This window comes from Streptomyces auratus (genome assembly GCF_050433025.1).
Lineage (GTDB): Bacteria > Actinomycetota > Actinomycetes > Streptomycetales > Streptomycetaceae > Streptomyces > Streptomyces sioyaensis.
In genome coordinates this window covers 247,168-262,704 of record NZ_JBNGCB010000001.1, presented here as the reverse complement: position 1 = coordinate 262,704, position 15,537 = coordinate 247,168, and the positions used below count along the sequence as shown (strand labels likewise).

The 15,537-nt window shown below is 68.6% G+C and carries 13 protein-coding genes and 2 pseudogenes; 13 read left to right on the top strand and 2 right to left on the bottom strand.

Features of this window, described 5'->3' with window-relative positions; all coding sequences use genetic code 11:
• Positions 1-185 precede the first annotated feature (185 nt).
• From BKA18_RS01190 to BKA18_RS01165, 6 genes and pseudogenes are all read left to right on the top strand, one after another.
• Positions 186-386: a DUF1918 domain-containing protein gene (locus tag BKA18_RS01190; protein ID WP_366043707.1), complete on the top strand. Its 201-nt coding sequence runs from the start codon at positions 186-188 to the stop codon at positions 384-386.
• Positions 387-556: 170 nt separating this feature from the next.
• Positions 557-1,843: pseudogene (locus BKA18_RS01185) on the top strand (erythromycin esterase family protein).
• A 183-nt stretch (positions 1,844-2,026) separates the two neighbouring features.
• Complete coding sequence (locus BKA18_RS01180; RefSeq protein ID WP_366043706.1) at positions 2,027-2,920, top strand: DUF1259 domain-containing protein; 894 nt, start codon at positions 2,027-2,029, stop codon at positions 2,918-2,920.
• A 107-nt stretch (positions 2,921-3,027) separates the two neighbouring features.
• The gene (locus BKA18_RS01175; RefSeq protein WP_366043705.1) at positions 3,028-3,819 is read left to right on the top strand and encodes an alpha/beta fold hydrolase; all 792 of its coding nucleotides are present in this window, start codon (positions 3,028-3,030) and stop codon (positions 3,817-3,819) included.
• 161 nt (positions 3,820-3,980) lie between these two features.
• Positions 3,981-4,637, top strand: a complete 657-nt coding sequence (locus BKA18_RS01170) for a class I SAM-dependent methyltransferase (RefSeq protein WP_366043704.1) — start codon at positions 3,981-3,983, stop codon at positions 4,635-4,637.
• Positions 4,638-4,801: 164 nt separating this feature from the next.
• Positions 4,802-5,473 carry a DUF6445 family protein gene (locus BKA18_RS01165; protein ID WP_366043702.1) on the top strand — a complete coding sequence of 224 codons (672 nt, stop codon included), beginning with the start codon at positions 4,802-4,804 and terminating at the stop codon, positions 5,471-5,473.
• 156 nt (positions 5,474-5,629) lie between these two features.
• Here the strand turns inward: BKA18_RS01165 and BKA18_RS01160 are convergent, their stop codons facing one another.
• Complete coding sequence (locus BKA18_RS01160) at positions 5,630-6,004, bottom strand: hypothetical protein (protein ID WP_366043700.1); 375 nt, start codon at positions 6,002-6,004, stop codon at positions 5,630-5,632.
• Between the two features lie 1,221 nt (positions 6,005-7,225).
• Between BKA18_RS01160 and BKA18_RS01155 the strand changes: the two genes are divergently transcribed.
• The 7 genes and pseudogenes from BKA18_RS01155 to BKA18_RS01125 all read left to right on the top strand — a co-directional run bounded on the left by BKA18_RS01155 (position 7,226) and on the right by BKA18_RS01125 (position 14,928).
• Positions 7,226-7,939: an urease subunit gamma gene (locus tag BKA18_RS01155; RefSeq protein ID WP_366043699.1), complete on the top strand. Its 714-nt coding sequence runs from the start codon at positions 7,226-7,228 to the stop codon at positions 7,937-7,939.
• Complete coding sequence (gene ureC, locus BKA18_RS01150) at positions 7,932-9,908, top strand: urease subunit alpha (protein WP_366043698.1); 1,977 nt, start codon at positions 7,932-7,934, stop codon at positions 9,906-9,908. The genes BKA18_RS01155 and ureC overlap by 8 nt, the downstream gene beginning before the upstream one ends.
• Positions 9,909-9,986: 78 nt before the next feature.
• Complete coding sequence (locus tag BKA18_RS01145) at positions 9,987-10,661, top strand: urease accessory protein UreF (protein WP_366043697.1); 675 nt, start codon at positions 9,987-9,989, stop codon at positions 10,659-10,661.
• Between the two features lie 59 nt (positions 10,662-10,720).
• Positions 10,721-11,464 (top strand): urease accessory protein UreG, encoded by a 744-nt coding sequence (ureG, locus tag BKA18_RS01140; RefSeq protein ID WP_366043696.1) that lies wholly within the window; start codon positions 10,721-10,723, stop codon positions 11,462-11,464.
• Positions 11,461-12,294, top strand: a complete 834-nt coding sequence (locus BKA18_RS01135) for an urease accessory protein UreD (RefSeq protein ID WP_366043695.1) — start codon at positions 11,461-11,463, stop codon at positions 12,292-12,294. The genes ureG and BKA18_RS01135 overlap by 4 nt, the downstream gene beginning before the upstream one ends.
• A 28-nt stretch (positions 12,295-12,322) precedes the next feature.
• Positions 12,323-12,744: pseudogene (locus tag BKA18_RS01130) on the top strand (transposase family protein); the annotation flags it as partial.
• A 696-nt stretch (positions 12,745-13,440) separates the two neighbouring features.
• Positions 13,441-14,928, top strand: coding sequence for a UDP-N-acetylmuramoyl-L-alanyl-D-glutamate--2,6-diaminopimelate ligase (locus BKA18_RS01125; RefSeq protein WP_366043888.1), 1,488 nt, complete (start codon positions 13,441-13,443; stop codon positions 14,926-14,928).
• A gap of 95 nt (positions 14,929-15,023) precedes the next feature.
• Here the strand turns inward: BKA18_RS01125 and BKA18_RS01120 are convergent, their stop codons facing one another.
• The gene (locus tag BKA18_RS01120) at positions 15,024-15,386 is read right to left on the bottom strand and encodes an NUDIX hydrolase (protein WP_366043693.1); all 363 of its coding nucleotides are present in this window, start codon (positions 15,384-15,386) and stop codon (positions 15,024-15,026) included.
• Positions 15,387-15,537: the final 151 nt, after the last annotated feature.

The window sequence follows — 15,537 nt, the reverse complement described above, 5'->3', positions numbered from 1 at the left end:
CGCCGCCCTTGGGTACGGATGCGGTCGGCGAATGCGTCCGCCCGCGGTCGCCGTCTTGCCGTCGCGGGAACGGTGCTTCTGGGCAAGTATGGTGATTCTGCGTGATCTCTCCATTCCTGTGTGCTTGAGTCGGCTCCGTGGGCCCGAGAGCCGGTCCCATGGTGGTGCTGAGAGGAGTCGCGACAGTGCATGCCAGCAAAGGGGACCGTCTCGTGGTCCACGGCCGGGTGGTCGGGAAGCATGACCGCGTCGTAGAGATCGTCGAGGTGCTGGGCCCGGACGGAACGCCGCCATACCGCGTGCGCGCGGAGAACGGTCACGAGACGATTATGACGCCGGGACCCGACTCGGTTGTCGACCACCGCAAGGCAACGAACCTGCCTTAGCGGAAGCATGAGCGTAAGCGCGGTCGACGCTGTGCGGCAGGTCAGCCGGTGGGCCTGGGAGCATCCCGGGCTCCACCGCCCGGATTGTCGATGCCCTCAACCGAAGCGCCCATCCCTTACGGACCGTCGAACCGCAGGGCGACACCGACGAACTGCGTCCTCTCGACCGCATGATCGGCGACGCCCGGGTCGTCGGTATCGGCGAAGCCACCCACAGCTCGCACGACTTCTTCGCCCTGAAGAGCCGCATCTTCCGTCACCTCGTTGAGGAGAAGGGTTTTCGCACCCTCGCTCTGGAGGCCGGCTGGAGCACCGGCCTGCGCCTCAACGACTGTGTGCTGCACGGAACGGGCGACCCCGGCCGCATCATGAGCGACGAGTTCCAGAGTGACTACCTGTGGTGGAACAACACCGACTATCTGCGGCTCATCGAGTGGATGCGCGCGTACAACGTCCGCCACCCGCACGACCCGGTCCGCTTCATGGGCGACGACGTCGGCTGGACCGGACCGGAGGTGTACGACGCGGTCACCGGCTATGTGGCCCGCACCCGCCCGGAGCTGAACGCCCGCTTCGCCGAGCTCTACCGAGGGCTGCGTCCCACCGTCGCGACGGGGACGTACATGAAGCACTATCTAGACACGCCGTACGCCGCGCGCAAGGAGACGGCGGACCGGACCGGCCGAGCACTTCGGTTGCTGACGCGCCGGTCTCCGGGCGCGGACCGGACGGCGTTCGACCGGGCCGTGCAGAATGCGAGGGCCATCGACCGGACCGCCCGTCAGTACCCCTTCGACTTCGACGACCCTGCACAGCGCGCCGCGAGCATGCGCTACCGCGACCGGGCGATGGCGGCCAACGTGGTCTGGTGGCAGCAGCACACGGGAACCAAGATGCTGCTGGCGGCGCATAACGGCCACGTCGCCCATCAGACACCGGAGCCCGCTCAGTAGCCCCGGATGCAGGGCGCGTTCCTGCGCGACAGCTTCGGGCCGGCCTAGGTGAACGTGGGCCTGACCTTCGACCAGGGTTCGTTCAACGCCACGGGGACCGACGGCGCGATCCACCGGCGGACATTCGGCCCGGCGGGCCCCGGCAGCAACGAGCGCACCTCGGACCGCGTGCGGTACCGGAACTACGCGGCCGACCTGCGTACGGTCGGCTCACCGGCCCGCGCATGGGCTGGCCGCGGCCCGGCCGACACGCAGCATCGGCACCGCCTACCCGGCCGGCCCGTACGACATCGCGCTCGGCCGCAGCTACGACATCCTGATCCACCTGCACCACGTCACCGCAGCACGGCTGCGGGGCGACACATGAGCGGTCGGCGGGGGACCGTACCCGGGACGATGTCGACGTCCGCGTACGAGCCGCGAGCGAGGGCGGCGGACCCCTCCCGCACCCGTCCGTTTCACCCGTCGCGACGACTGCTTAGCCCAGCTGGCCCCAAGCCGTGACGACAATGACGGGGTCTCCGGCCCGCCGTGCTTCCATCGCGTCATGGAGGTGCTCACGTGACCGCTGGAGACCGAGAACGACAGCAGGACACCTACGCGCGAGCAAGTGCGCCGCGACGGCGCGTGCTGGCAGCGGCAGCCCTGGCGCCGATGCTGGCAGGCGCGCCGAGCTCCGCTCGTGCCATGGCCCCTGGCGCGACTGGGGCGGCCGGGGAGAGCAGTCCCGGGCTGGTCGAGCCGGTGCCCACCGCTCTGTCGGACTGGACGGCCGTGGCTCAGGAGCTGGGTCGCACCGGCGAAATGAAGCGAAATTTGATGTACCACACCGGTCTCCCCCGTCGGGACCTCCGGGTGGTGTCCCGCAGGATCACCATCAAACCGGCCCTCGCCCTGGGCTCGCATGTGTCCTTCGTCCGTTACGCCGACGGCGGCACGCTGTTGATGGGCGATGTGGTGGTCACCGAACGCGAACTGCAGGAGTTCACCGATATCCTGCACGAGCACGGGATCCAGCAGACTGCGATTCACAAGCATCTGCTCTCCCAGACTCCCGACATCTGGTGGATCCACGTCCATGCGCACGGCCACGACCCGGTGGCCATTGCCCGCGGCCTGCGCGCGGCATTCGACAGCACCGGCACCCCGGGCCCGCTGCCGTCCGATCCGCCGCAGTCAGTCGACCTGGATACCGCCGGCATCGATGCCGCGCTGGGCGTCAAGGGCACCATCGATGACGGAATCTACAAGTCCATCTTCGTCCGACGCGAGACCATCACCGATGGCGGCCTGGTACTCCCTCCGGGCCTGGGATCGACCAGCGCGTTCAACTTCCAGCCGCTGGGCGCCGGTTGGGCGGCGGTCAGCGGCGACTGCGCCCTGATCGCCAAGGAGGTCCAAGACGTCCTGGTGGCCCTGCGCCGTGCCGGAGCCGAGCTCGTCGAGCTGCACAACCACGGTCTGACCGACGAACCCCGCCTGTTCTTCACCCACTTCTGGGCCGTCGGCGACGGCGTCAAGCTCGCCCGGGCCCTGCGCCCCGCGGTGGCGGCCACCAACGTCGTGCCGGCCGGCGGCTGACCAGCCGCCCCCCGCGGAATGGATGACGTCCTGGGAATGACCCGATGCCTTCGGACGGCCGATACGGTCCCCCCTCGGCACCGTGCGATGTGGAGAAGGGTGCGGCGATGGGCTACGCGGAGATCAACGGGCTGTCCCTGTACTTCGAGGGTCACGGTTCCGGCCCGGGTGAACCGCTGATGTTGCTCCATGGTGGCTTCGGGGCCGGCGAGACGTTCGTGCCCGTCCTGCCCGCCCTGGCCGAGCAGCGCCGGGTCGTCCTGGTCGACCTGCAAGGGCATGGGCGCACGGCGGACATCGACCGTCCGCTGCAGCCGGAATTGATGGCGGACGACATCGCCGAGCTGATCAAGCACCTCGGACTGGGGCAGGCCGACGTGATGGGCTACTCCCTGGGCGCCGACGTAGCCCTGCGTACCGCAATCCAGCATCCCGCGCTGGTGCGCCGACTGGTGGTGGTATCCACCCCTGCCCGGCGGGACGGCTGGTTCCCGGAGGTGGTGGCCGCGATGGACCGGATGAGCGCGGAAGCCGCCGAGCCCATGGAGCAGGCCCCTGTCCATGAGCTCTACGCGCGGCTGGCGCCCCGGCCGCAGGACTGGCCGGTGCTGGTCGGCAAGATCGCCGAGTTGAAAAAGCAGGACTACGACTGGACGTCCGACGTAGCGACCATCACCGCGCCGACGATGCTGGTCTTCGCCGACGCCGACGCGGTACGGCCCGCGCATGCAGTCGAGTTCTACGCCCTCCTCGGCGGCGGCGAACATGACGCCGGCTGGGACGGATTCGATCGCCCGGCAGCTCGACTGGCCATCCTGCCGGGCGCCACGCACTACGACATCCTGCACTCTCCCCTCCTGGCCAGGATGGTCGTTCCGTTTCTGGACGCGCCGGCCTGAGGACACAACAGCCGGGTGCCGTTGGCGCGGTCGAAGCTGGTGAGGGCGCCATCGTTCAGGGCGCACCGCCGGCACACGTTCGCAGCAGGACGGCGTAACTGTACGCGCAGCAGGGCACGTTGGCGCTGTCGCACGTGAACGCCATAGGCGAGAGTGACGGCATGACGACACTGCCGCATCGCTTCCTCCGGGCACTTGACCAGTTCAATGGTGCCCACCCTTGGGACCACAACGCCCACTACCACCCCTGGATCCTGCGGCAGCTACCCCAACGCTTCGACAGCGCCCTGGACGTGGGCTCCGGCAGTGGCGACCTGGCAAGGCTCTTGGCCACGCGCGCCACCAAGGTGCACGGAATCGACACCGACTCGAAAATCATCGCCCGGGCACAGGAGCTGACCCCGCCGGCAACGCCTGTCACCTTCACGACCGCAGACGCGCTGACCGGAATTCCCGCCGACACCTACGACGTCATCACCTGCGTCGCCGTGATCCACCATCTGCCGTTCACCCGCGCTCTCACCACCTTCCGCCAGCACCTGGCGCCCGGAGGAACCCTCGTAATTCTTGGGCTGTCGCTCCCGACAACCCCAGTCGACTATCTGCTCGGAGCCGCCGCCGGCCCACTCAACGCCGCCACGGGCTGGCTCAAGAACAAGGGCCGTCCCGCACCTCGTCCGGCCTCGATGACGGCCTTGACCCGACCAGCGGACATGGGCTTTCCCGACATCCTCCGCAAGGCCCGTGCGGTCCTGCCCGGGGCACGACTGCGGCGTCGGCTGTTCTGGCGCTACACGCTGGTATGGCAGCAGCGTTGAGCGGCCTCTCCGTCTCAGTGGAGCCAGAACCACGATGTGACGCTTCGGAGAAGTGTGCGTCCTGCTCACCTGCGCGGAGGGTCAAGCGCGGGATGAGCAACCCTTGACCGAAGGTTGCCGCTTGGGTGGCGAGCCCTTGGCGGGGCGCGAACTACGTTCCCTCCATGCCTCTACGAACCTCGACCCTGCCCGTGCTCCCGTACCGCAAGCCGACCCGCGGCCGGGACTACTGGCTGCTGGACGACGTACTGCCGGACCCCGATGCCGTGCGGGAGCGTTGTCTGGCCAGGAACGACTGGACCGAGGGCTACCCCCACAAACCCGAGAGCTGGCCGGGTCTGCGCACCATGCCGGCGCTCGAACCCGGTGAACTCGCCCATGTCGAGAAGCTGGTGCGAAAGGCGACCGGCGCCCCGAAGATCTGGGCCGAACGCCCCACGGGCGGCGGCACCGTCAACCACAACTGCGTCCAGGTCGTCGGCGAGGGCGAGTGTGAGCCCCGCCCCCACACCGACTCCCGGAACCTCTGCCGGTACGCGGCCGTGCTCTATCTCAACCCCCTGGTCCCCAAGGACTGCGGCACCAGCTTCTACCGGCAGTCCCTCCCGGGCGGCACCCTCGGAGGCAACCAGGTGGCCCCTCCGCACAACAACCTGGTCGACGCCCTCGGCACCCGCTTCGTCGCGCCGGACTCCTTCACCGAGGACGTCCGCATCCCGCACCGCGCCAACCGCCTGCTGCTCTACTCCGCCAACCTGATCCACACAGCGACCCGTTACTGGGGGACCACCCTGCAGGAGAAGCGGATGACGGCGGTCTTCTTCTGGATGGCTTGACGCCGCCCGCTTTCTCTCCCCCTGCAAGGACGCGGGACGTCGTATCGGTCCGCCTCCCAGCGCCAGATCAGGCAACGCTTGCCCCGCTGGATCTCACCCGTACAACTGCTTCTGAGTGAACGTCCACGCTGTCCTGGCGCCGGGGGCGCCCCGACCTCAGCGGTCCTCGCAGGCAAGCGTCAGGCACAGCATCAGCACCTCGTAGGGGGTGCTGTCGCTCTGTGCGGTGGTCGCCTCCTCGGAGTCCGCGACGAACCGCCACTGCGACGGCTGGGCGTGCTTGGTCTCGCCTTTCTTCTCCACCTCGACGTGGAGTGTGCGGGCCTGCGGATCGTTCGTCTCGACGAGCACTTCGTCGCTGTCGACCGAGAAGTGGTCGTGTAACAGGATCAGACCGAACCGGTCCAGGTTGCCATGCTTCTCCAGCACGGCCTTGATGTCCCTGGCGAACTCCGCGTCCTGTGGGCCGAGCGGTTCTGCGTCTTCGAAGCGAGGAAGGTGGTGCGATGCGCGGCTGGTCTGCGTAGGCATGAGCATCTCCCTTCGACCGCGCTCTGCGGTCTCAAGTCACCATACGCAAAGGGTTAGTTGCGGCACAGGCGCCCGACGGAAGTGGCGCCGCCGCTAATTTCATACAGGGCCCTTTGTTTGGGGTCCAGGGGCCACACACTGCGGAGCATCCACTTCCGCCTTACGTGATTTGTCGGAACCTAAGTGGCTACGGTCAATTCCCACCCGATTATGGCTGGAACCACGGTTGTCGACGATGCAAGTGGTGCAACGGGTTGCATGTCCTTCCGACTCTGAGTGTCAGCAATCAGGTTTGCTCGGGAAGGCCGCTCCGGCACGATGGCGTGGTCGAGGATCATTGTTGAGAGTTGCGCCGCTTCACCTGGCAACTGGGAACTCCTGCTTCGCCGTTCTTCACCAAGTCGAACGCCCCGGGGCGTGATCTACCGCTGGCGCCGCGCTGGTGGCCGGTGCGCGGCGCCACTCCGGCGGCCGTCAACTCGGTGAGTTGACGGGGCTTCCGGCACGCGAATGGCACGCGGCGCGGCCCGGAGATGGTCTGGACAACAAGCAGGCTCCAGGTCGCTGACCTGAGGCTTCCGTCTGGAGCGGGTGACGGGAATCGAACCCGTGCTCATAGCCTGGGAGTCATCGGCGGCTTTAGCGGCCATTGGGCATCTGACCTGCGTAAACGCGACCCGGTGGGGCCGAGCGGGGAGTGTCGAGGGGCGCCCGTGTTGACCGTGCTTTACCGGTCGTGAGGGCACGCGGAGGGCACGGGCCTCGTCAGGACGCCACTGGTTGCCGTCAGGCTGTCCCTCGCGGGCAGGCGGAAGAGTGAAGGCGCGTGAGTAGGGCTTGGTGCTGTCCGGGCTACGAGCGTCCAGTGCCTTTCAGGGCGGGGCGGCATCGCCAGCGGATCCCTGATGCAGGTGAGGCGGAGGGCGTCGCCTGTGGGTGGCCGACTGGCCAGGCCATACAGCAGCGGGCCGCGCAAATTTGAGAAGAATCCTTCCGGCTCGCTCATACAGGCGTGGTCCGGCTACGCGGTGTTTTCCACTCCGTTCGCGTGGCCATGTTCGTCCTCACGAGGTCGGGCCGGATCGTTGAGGAGACTGTGCTGCGCGGGCGGCGTGGGAGTGAGGTCGTGGGGGCCGTCTCCTGGCTGTCGACGGCCATGCCGGGCCCCGGCATCGATGCCCAGGGCAGGAGCTCTGGGGAGGGCGAACGCAGGGTAGGGCTATGCACCTGACTCCACACGAACAAGAGCGCCTGATGATTCATGTGGCGGCGGACGTCGCCGAGAAGCGCAGGGCCCGGGGGATTCGGCTCAACTATCCCGAGACCGTCGCGCTGTTGACCGTCCACGTCCTTGAGGGCGCCCGCGAAGGGAGAACCGTCGCCGACCTCATGTCGTCGGGGCGGAAGCTGCTGACCCGGGACGAGGTCATGGAAGGCGTCCCGGAGATGATCAAGTACGTGCAGGTGGAAGCCACGTTCCCCGACGGCACGAAGCTGGTCACCATCCACGAACCCTTCCCGGAGGTGGGCGAGGACGAGGCGGGAATCGTTTCCCCGGGGAAGGTGGATTTCTCCCCGGCGGAGGACGACGAGTTCGTGCAATTCAACGAGGGGCGTGAGGTCACCCGCCTGAAGGTCAGGAATCCGACGGACCGTCCCGTCCAGGTGGGGTCCCACTACCACTTCGCCGATGCGAACGCCGGGCTGAAGTTCAACCGCAGGGAAGCCTGGGGCAAGCGCCTGAATGTCCCTGCCGGCAGCTCGGTGCGCTTCGAGCCCAACATCGAGGAACCCGTGGACCTCGTTCCCATCGAAGGCAAGCGGGTGGTCCACGGGCTGCGCGGCACGACCGACGGTCTGCCGGAAAAGATCGACGGCTCACTGGACGACACCCGCGGAGAATTCGACGAGGACTGGGAGGAGCTCGATGACTGAGTGCACGCAGGGCCCTCAGAAGCCCAAGCCCCCCAACGCCCTGACCCGCGCTGAGTACGCGGACCGCTTCGGCCCGACGACCCGCGACCGTATCCGCCTCGCGGATACGGAGCTGCGGATCGAGATCGAGGACGACTGGTCGGGCGGCCCGGGCCGCAGCGGGAACGAGATGGTCTTCGGCGGCGGCAAGGTGATCCGCGAGTCGATGGGCCAGTCCACCCGGCCACGCGGAACGGACATCGCGGACGAGCCCGGGAGCCCCGACGAGGGCAGCGACAGTGGCTCTGACGAGTCGGCTGCGTCTGACGGGCCCGCTGACGGCGACCCCGGCGAGGCCGTCGAGCTGCCGCCCGACACTGTCATCACCGGCGCCGTCATCCTCGATCACTGGGGTGTCGTCAAGGCCGATGTCGCCCTCCGCAACGGCCGCATCCTCGCGCTCGGCAAGGCGTACAACGACGAGACCATGAACCGTCTCCACGAGGGGGCCGGCATCCACAACGGCGTCGGTCCGGTGCCCGCGGATTTCGTCATCGGTCCCGACACCGAGGTCATCGCGGGCAATGGGCGGATCCTGACCGCCGGGGGCGTCGACACACACGTCCACTTCATCTGTCCCGACCAGGTCGGTGAGGCGCTGGCTGCCGGTGTCACCACCCTCATCGGCGGCGGAACCGGGCCGGCGGAGGGCAGCACCGCCACCACCGTCACGCCTGGCTCCTGGCACATCGCCCGCACCTTCGAGGCGCTGGATGCCTTCCCGGTCAATATCGGTCTGCTCGGCAAGGGCGCCACCATGTCCGAGCGGTCCATGTACGACCAAGTGGACGCGGGCGTCATCGGCTTCAAGATCCACGAAGACTGGGGTGCCACCCCTGCCGTCCTCAAGAAGTGCCTGGAGGTCTGCGAGGAGACCGGCGTCCAACTCGCTCTGCACGCGGACTCGTTGAACGAGGCGGGCTTCGTCGATGACACCATTACGGCGATCGGCGGCCGCTCCCTCCACGTCTTCCATGTCGAGGGGGCCGGCGGTGGCCACGCCCCCGACATGATCAAGATGGTGAGCGAGCCGAACGTCCTGCCCGCCTCCACCAATCCCACCCGGCCGCTGACCGTCAACACGGTCAAGGAGCACTTCGACATGGTGATGGTCTGCCATCACCTCAACCCGGAAATCCCGGAGGATCTCGCTTTCGCGGACTCCCGGATCCGCCCTTCCACGATGGCCGCCGAGGACATCCTGCACGACCTCGGTGCCATCTCGATCATGTCCTCCGACGCCCAGGCCATGGGCCGCATTGGTGAGATGATCACGCGCACCTGGCAGACCGCGCACGTCATGAAGGTGCGCCGGGGTTTCCTGGAAGGTGACAGGCTGCCGGAGGGCGAGCGGCCGACTGGCGGCAAGGGAGCCGACAACAGGCGTGCCCGCAGGTACGTCGCGAAGTACACCATCAACCCGGCGATCGCCCAGGGCATCGATGCGGTGGTCGGATCGGTGGAACCCGGCAAGCTGGCCGATCTGGTGCTGTGGGAGCCGAAGTTCTTCGGGGTCAAACCGCACCAGGTCATCAAGGGCGGACAGATCGCGTATGCGCAGGTCGGCGACGCCAACGCGTCCATCCCCACCCCGCAGCCGGTCCTGCCCCGCCCCATGTGGGCCGCCACCGGCCAGGCGCCTGGCTCCACGTCCTTCAACTTCGTCACCCAACGCGCCATCGACGACGGACTGCCCGAGCGCCTCGCACTGGGCAAGCGATTCAAGGCGATCAGCTGCACGCGTGGTGTCCGCAAGGCGGACATGAAGGAGAACGACGCCACCCCCGACGTCCGGATCGACCCCGACACCTTCGATGTGATCGCCGGCGGAGCGAGGGTGGAGGACGTGACGACATCCGTCGAAGGCAAGATCGTCGAGCGGAACTACCCCCGTGAACTCCCCATGGCTCAGCGCTACTTCCTCTTCTGAGCTCTTTCCGGGCAAGGGAAGGCATCGACACTGCGGCCGGCTACGTGTGGCCGGATGAGGGAAGGTGAACTGCGAAAGATGAGCCGCGCCGCACTGCTCGTCCTGGCCGATGGCCGGTTCCCCGCCGGAGGGCACGCGCATTCCGGCGGGGCCGAACCCGCCGTGGCAGCGGGCCTTGTCAAGGACGCGCACTCGCTGGAGGAATTCTGCCGCGGGCGGCTGCACACCGCAGGCTTGGTGGCTGCGGCGCTGGCCGCCGCGGCCGCTGCGGGCCATGATCCGGTGGCGATCGACGAGGCCGCTGACGCCCGTACCCCCGTCCTGGCGCTACGGACCACCGCCCGCAAGCTGGGGCGGCAGATGATGCGGGCCGCCCGCGCAACCTGGCCATCGGCCGAGCTCGACGCACTGGCCGCGGCCCGGCCGCGGGGCGCGCATCAGCCGGTGGTGCTGGGGCTGGCCGCACGGTCCGCCGGGCTGACCCCGCTGGATGCCGCGTACGCAGTGGCGTATGAAGCCGTCAGCGGTCCGGCCACGGCGACGGTCCGGCTCCTGAGCCTGGACCCCTTCGATGCCGTCGCGGTCCTCGCCCGCCTCACCCCCGACCTCGACCGGACCGCCGCCGCAGCTGCGGCAGCCGCTGCACGCATCCCCGACGAGGGTCTCGACGCGCTGCCCGCCGCCTCCGCACCGCTACTCGACATCACCGCACAGCAGCACGCCGCCTGGCCGACACGACTCTTCGCCTCCTGAGCACCAAGAACCCCCGGAACCCGAGAACGCCATACACCTCACGCAGGACTGGAGCCCGTATGCACCGCGACCATGGCGAGACGTTTCCTGAGCGCCACACCTTCAGCGCCGCCGACCCGGTACGGCCCGGCTCGACATCCAAGGACCGGAAGGGGAGCCGAGGCGGAGCGCAGCGGAGCGGGCGCCGGCGCGCCCTGCGCATCGGCCTCGGCGGACCGGTCGGCTCAGGCAAGACCGCCACCGTCGCCGCACTGTGCCGTGCGCTGCGCGACGAACTGTCCATCGCCGTGGTCACCAACGACATCTACACCCGCGAGGACGCCGAATTCCTGCTCCGCGAGGCCGTACTGCCCGCCGAGCGGATCACTGCGGTGGAGACCGGCGCCTGCCCGCACACCGCCATCCGCGACGACATCTCCGCCAACCTGGAGGCTGTGGAGGACCTGGAGGAGACAGTGGGACCACTCGACCTGGTGCTGGTGGAGTCGGGCGGCGACAACCTCACCGCCACCTTCTCCAAGGGCCTGGCCGACGCGCAGATCTTCGTCATCGACACCGCCGGCGGCGATGACATCCCCCGCAAGGGCGGCCCCGGCGTCACCACCGCCGACCTCCTGGTGATCAACAAAACCGACCTCGCGCCCTACGTCGGCTCCGACCTGGAGGGCATGGCCCGCGACGCCAAGGCCCAGCGCGGCGAACTGCCCGTCGCCTTCACCTCCCTCAAGACCGACTACGGCATCAAGCCGGTCGCCGACTGGGTCCGCGAACGCCTCGCCGACTGGAGCGCGGGTCCCGCATGACCCTCACGCATCCGCACGCCGCGTCGGCACCCGACCGCACCGCCGTAGGGGTACGCGCCACCGCTCGCATCCTGGCCGCCGCCAGGGGCGGCACCACCGCACTCCCCATCCTCGACGGCGACGGCCCCTTCGAACTGCGCCGCCTGCGCTCACACGGGCTCCAGGCACGGGTCTGCATCGTCGGCGCCATGACCGCCCCCCTCGGCGGCGACCGGCTGCGGATCGAAGCCACCGCCCAACACGGAGCGGCGCTCCACGTTACCTCCGCCGCCGCGACCCTCGCCCTGCGCGGCCCGACCCCCGAACACGCCACCTACGACGTGCACCTGACCGTAGGAGAACACGCACAGCTCCACTGGCTCCCCAAGCCCTTGATCTGCGCGGCCGGCAGTGACCTGCGCCAGACCTGCACCATCGATCTCGCCCCCACCGCACGGCTCGTACTGCGCGAGGAACAAGTCCTCGGACGCACCGGCGAACCCCCCGGCCACGTGACCACACGCCTCACCGTCCGATGCGACGAGCGCACGCTGCTGGACCAACAGGCCGCCTACGGGCCGGGCGAACCCGGCTGGGACGGCCCGGCAGTTCTCGCCGGCAACCGCGCAACCGGGCAACTCCTGGTCGTCGACCCGGCCTTCGAGGAAAGCTCCCCCGAAGTCCGCCTGTTCGGCGGCGCCCCGGAAGACGGCCAGGCAGTGCTGACACCGCTCGCAGGCCCCGCGGTCCTCGTCAGCGCCGTAGCCACGGACGGCTTCCACCTGCGCCACCTCCTCAGCGCTGCACAGAACGCTTCCCACCGGCCCGCCACAAGCAGCAACGCGCTCTGAAGGACAGGTGGCAGAGGGCGGTTCGTGAGTGGACGTGCTTGGCTTGGTCATCGCCGTCACCGTCCTCGCCGCGAACACCCACGACAACACCGCGGGCATCGCTCTGCCGGACCAGGTCGCCGACCACACCGGCGGCACCGTCCGCAAGGCCCTGGCCTGGTCGACCGGGGCTTCAAGCAGGTCGCCCGGCACGGCAACCGCCTCGACATCAGTGTCGATACCGTCGAACGCAACCCGCAGGACAAGGGGTTCGTCCCGCAACCGGAGCGGTGGAGGGTCGAGCAGACCTACGGGATCCTGATACTGCACCGGCGCCTGGTCCGCGACCACGAACACCGCCCGTCGTCGTCCGCCTCCCGTGTCTACTGGGCGATGACCCACGTCACGGTCCGCCGTCTCACCGACGCGAACACCGCCACCTGGCGCGACCTGCAGTCGGTGGCCACGTGAACATCCAGCCCCTGCTCGAAGCACTGGACGTCCAGGAAGACGCGGCCCAGGCGCAGCCCCGCCCCAACCTCACCGGGGAACGGACCTCAACTCATGAACCGCCCGCTCAGAGGTCTCCGGGCATCTGAGGTGGTATCTCGCTCATCTCCGGGTATGGCGTACGGGCTGTCCGTATGTGGCTGATCCGCTGGAGAAGTCCCGTGCCGGCTCAACGCCGGTGCCGAGGCGCAGCCAGGGCTGTCAGGCGGCGACGAGCGGGTCATCGGACCGGCGGGCGCGCTGGATGCGGGTTTCGAGCCGCTCGACCGGACGTACACTCTGCCCATGGGTCGTACAAATGCCGTGAGGGAGTGCCTGCAGCAGGCCTCCTGTGCGCTGCGCCCAGCCGTTGCGAGTTCGGCGGTCATGGGCCCGGCGACCGCAGCTGATGCCGACGCGCCGGAGACCGGCCGCGGCGCTTTGCACGGCCACGGCTAGCGATCCTCAGCTGCCCTGCCCGGGTCCATGTCCCGGCCCGCCGCACTTCCACGAACACCGCAGGACTTCGCCCGCCGGGCTGAGCTTTCGCTTCCGGCTCTCATCGGGCATGTCCCGCCACCTGCTCCACGGCATCACCGCAGCTTCCGGCGCTCCGCCGGTGCTGCCGCCTGGCGACGGCCGCACAACCGGTCCGAGCCACCTTCGAAAGGGATTTTTGTGAGGCTGAGCGAGCTGCTTGCCGGGCACGACCACCACGTTCTCCATGGCGACCCGGAGACGACGTGGATCACGGCGGGAACGACCTTCGACGCCGACCGGGTGACACCTGGTGCGCTGTTCATCGCGGTGCCCCGCCACCGTGAAGGCGGTCCCGGCTCCGTCGGGCCGGCCCTTGCACGCGGCGCGGCGGCGGTACTCGTCGACGGCGGGGAAGCGGACCTTCCGGCGTCGGTGTGGGCGTCGGCGGCGGGTGTGTGTGCCGTGCGGGTGCCGGATACCCGGACGGCGGCCGCGGTCGTCGCCTCCCGCTATTTTGGCGAGCCGGGGCGGCAGATGGACATGGTGGCGATCACCGGCACCAACGGGAAAACGTCGGTGTCGTACATGATCGAGTCGGTGCTGCGGCTCTCCGAGGGCGCGAAAGTGGGGGTCATCGGGACAGCCGGCAGCCGGATCGGCGACGAGCTGATCCCGATGCCACCCTCGGTGCTGACCACGCCGGAGTCGCCGGACCTGCAGTACCTGCTGGGGTGCATGCGCGACCGCGGGGCCGGCAGCGTGGTGCTGGAGGCTACGTCAATGGCCCTGCTGACGCACCGGGTGGACCGCTCATTCATCGACGTCGGGGTCTTCACCAACCTGACACAGGATCATCTGGACGATCACGGAACGATGGCGAACTACCGGGACGCCAAGCTGCGCCTGTTCCAGGGCCAGTGCCGGCGCGCGGTGGTCAACGCCGACGACCCTGTGGGCGCTCGGATCCAGACGTTGATGCCCGGCGCGGTGACCACGTATGCCCTCGACGCCGAGGCGGACTACCGGGCCACCGACCTCACCGTGGACGCCTGCGGCACGCGGTTCACCCTGCACCACGACGGCCGCAAGTATCCGGCGGCGATCCCCGTCCCGGGCCGGTTCTCGGTGGCCAACGCGCTGGCAACGGTGGCGGCCTGCCACCTTCTGGGGCACGACGTGGGCGGGCTGATCGCCGCGCTCGAGCGGATGCCTCCTGTCCCGGGCCGGTTCGAACGCTTTGAGACCCCGCGCGGCACATCGGTGATCGTGGATTACGCCCACTCACCGGACTCCCTGGACAAGGTCCTGACCACCATCCGCGGCTTCGCCCGCGGCCAGGTCATCACCGTCTTCGGCTGCGGCGGGGACCGGGACACCACCAAGCGAGCCGACATGGGGAGGATCGCCGGGACCCACTCCGACCTGTGCGTTCTCACCTCCGATAACCCCCGCAACGAAGACCCCCAGGCGATCCTGGACCAGATCGCCCCAGGAATCGCGGCGACCGGCACACCGTTTGAACGCTTCACCGATCGCCGTCGGGCCGTCGCCTTCGCCCTGTCCGTCGCGGGCCCGGACGATATCGTCCTGATCGCCGGCAAAGGCAGCGAGCCGCACCAGATCGTCGGTGAAAAACTGCTGCCCTTCAGCGATATGGCAACAGTGCGCGAACTCGCCGGGGCATAGCGGCCCTCCCGCCTCAGGCGCGCCCCAGCCCGCACTGCGGCACGACTGAGCCTGTGCGACAGATCCCCCGCCTCACGTCGACGGGAGCGATCTCGTCATGAGGAGGTCACACGACTTATCTCGGTGTCATCGCCAGGAGTGCCCTTCATGTCGGACGGCTCTGAAGATCTCAGTACCGCACGAAAGGTTTCCGTGCGACCACTGAGAGTAACTAGCGTACCGACGCTCCGGACTCGACTCTGCTGAAGGTTGCGCCGCCGCGCTCGCTGGAAAATCTCGGCCCTCCAGCCGGCGCACAGGAAGATCGCTTCGATGCGGTGGGTGTTGGCTTCGCTCACCGGGTGGTCGTGGTGGGCGCCGATGCATTCGCGGAGCCACAGCATGCGGTCGACGGTGACGGTCAGGCCGGTTTCCTCGTGGACTTCGCGGCGGACGGCCGCCGGGCCGTGGGGAAACACCCCCGCGATCCGGCGTCGTCGTTAATGGTGTGGACGGATCACCATCACGGCGCCTAGTCTCCGACGCGAACCGTGATGCAGCCCGAGGAGGTGAGACCCATGAACGTTGTACGCATGTGGGTGCTCCCCTCATCGTCACGGTCGGGCGATT

What these genes read in the sequence shown, in the direction of transcription:
- BKA18_RS01180 (WP_366043706.1), top strand. Translation starts at nt 2,027, where the DNA reads ATGGCCCCTGGCGCGACTGGGGCGGCCGGGGAGAGCAGTCCCGGGCTG.
- BKA18_RS01175 (WP_366043705.1), top strand. Translation starts at nt 3,028, where the DNA reads ATGGGCTACGCGGAGATCAACGGGCTGTCCCTGTACTTCGAGGGTCAC.
- BKA18_RS01135 (WP_366043695.1), top strand. Translation starts at nt 11,461, where the DNA reads ATGACCCTCACGCATCCGCACGCCGCGTCGGCACCCGACCGCACCGCC.
- BKA18_RS01160 (WP_366043700.1), bottom strand. Translation starts at nt 6,004, where the DNA reads ATGCCTACGCAGACCAGCCGCGCATCGCACCACCTTCCTCGCTTCGAA.
- BKA18_RS01170 (WP_366043704.1), top strand. Translation starts at nt 3,981, where the DNA reads ATGACGACACTGCCGCATCGCTTCCTCCGGGCACTTGACCAGTTCAAT.
- ureG (WP_366043696.1), top strand. Translation starts at nt 10,721, where the DNA reads ATGCACCGCGACCATGGCGAGACGTTTCCTGAGCGCCACACCTTCAGC.
- BKA18_RS01155 (WP_366043699.1), top strand. Translation starts at nt 7,226, where the DNA reads ATGCACCTGACTCCACACGAACAAGAGCGCCTGATGATTCATGTGGCG.
- ureC (WP_366043698.1), top strand. Translation starts at nt 7,932, where the DNA reads ATGACTGAGTGCACGCAGGGCCCTCAGAAGCCCAAGCCCCCCAACGCC.
- BKA18_RS01145 (WP_366043697.1), top strand. Translation starts at nt 9,987, where the DNA reads ATGAGCCGCGCCGCACTGCTCGTCCTGGCCGATGGCCGGTTCCCCGCC.
- BKA18_RS01165 (WP_366043702.1), top strand. Translation starts at nt 4,802, where the DNA reads ATGCCTCTACGAACCTCGACCCTGCCCGTGCTCCCGTACCGCAAGCCG.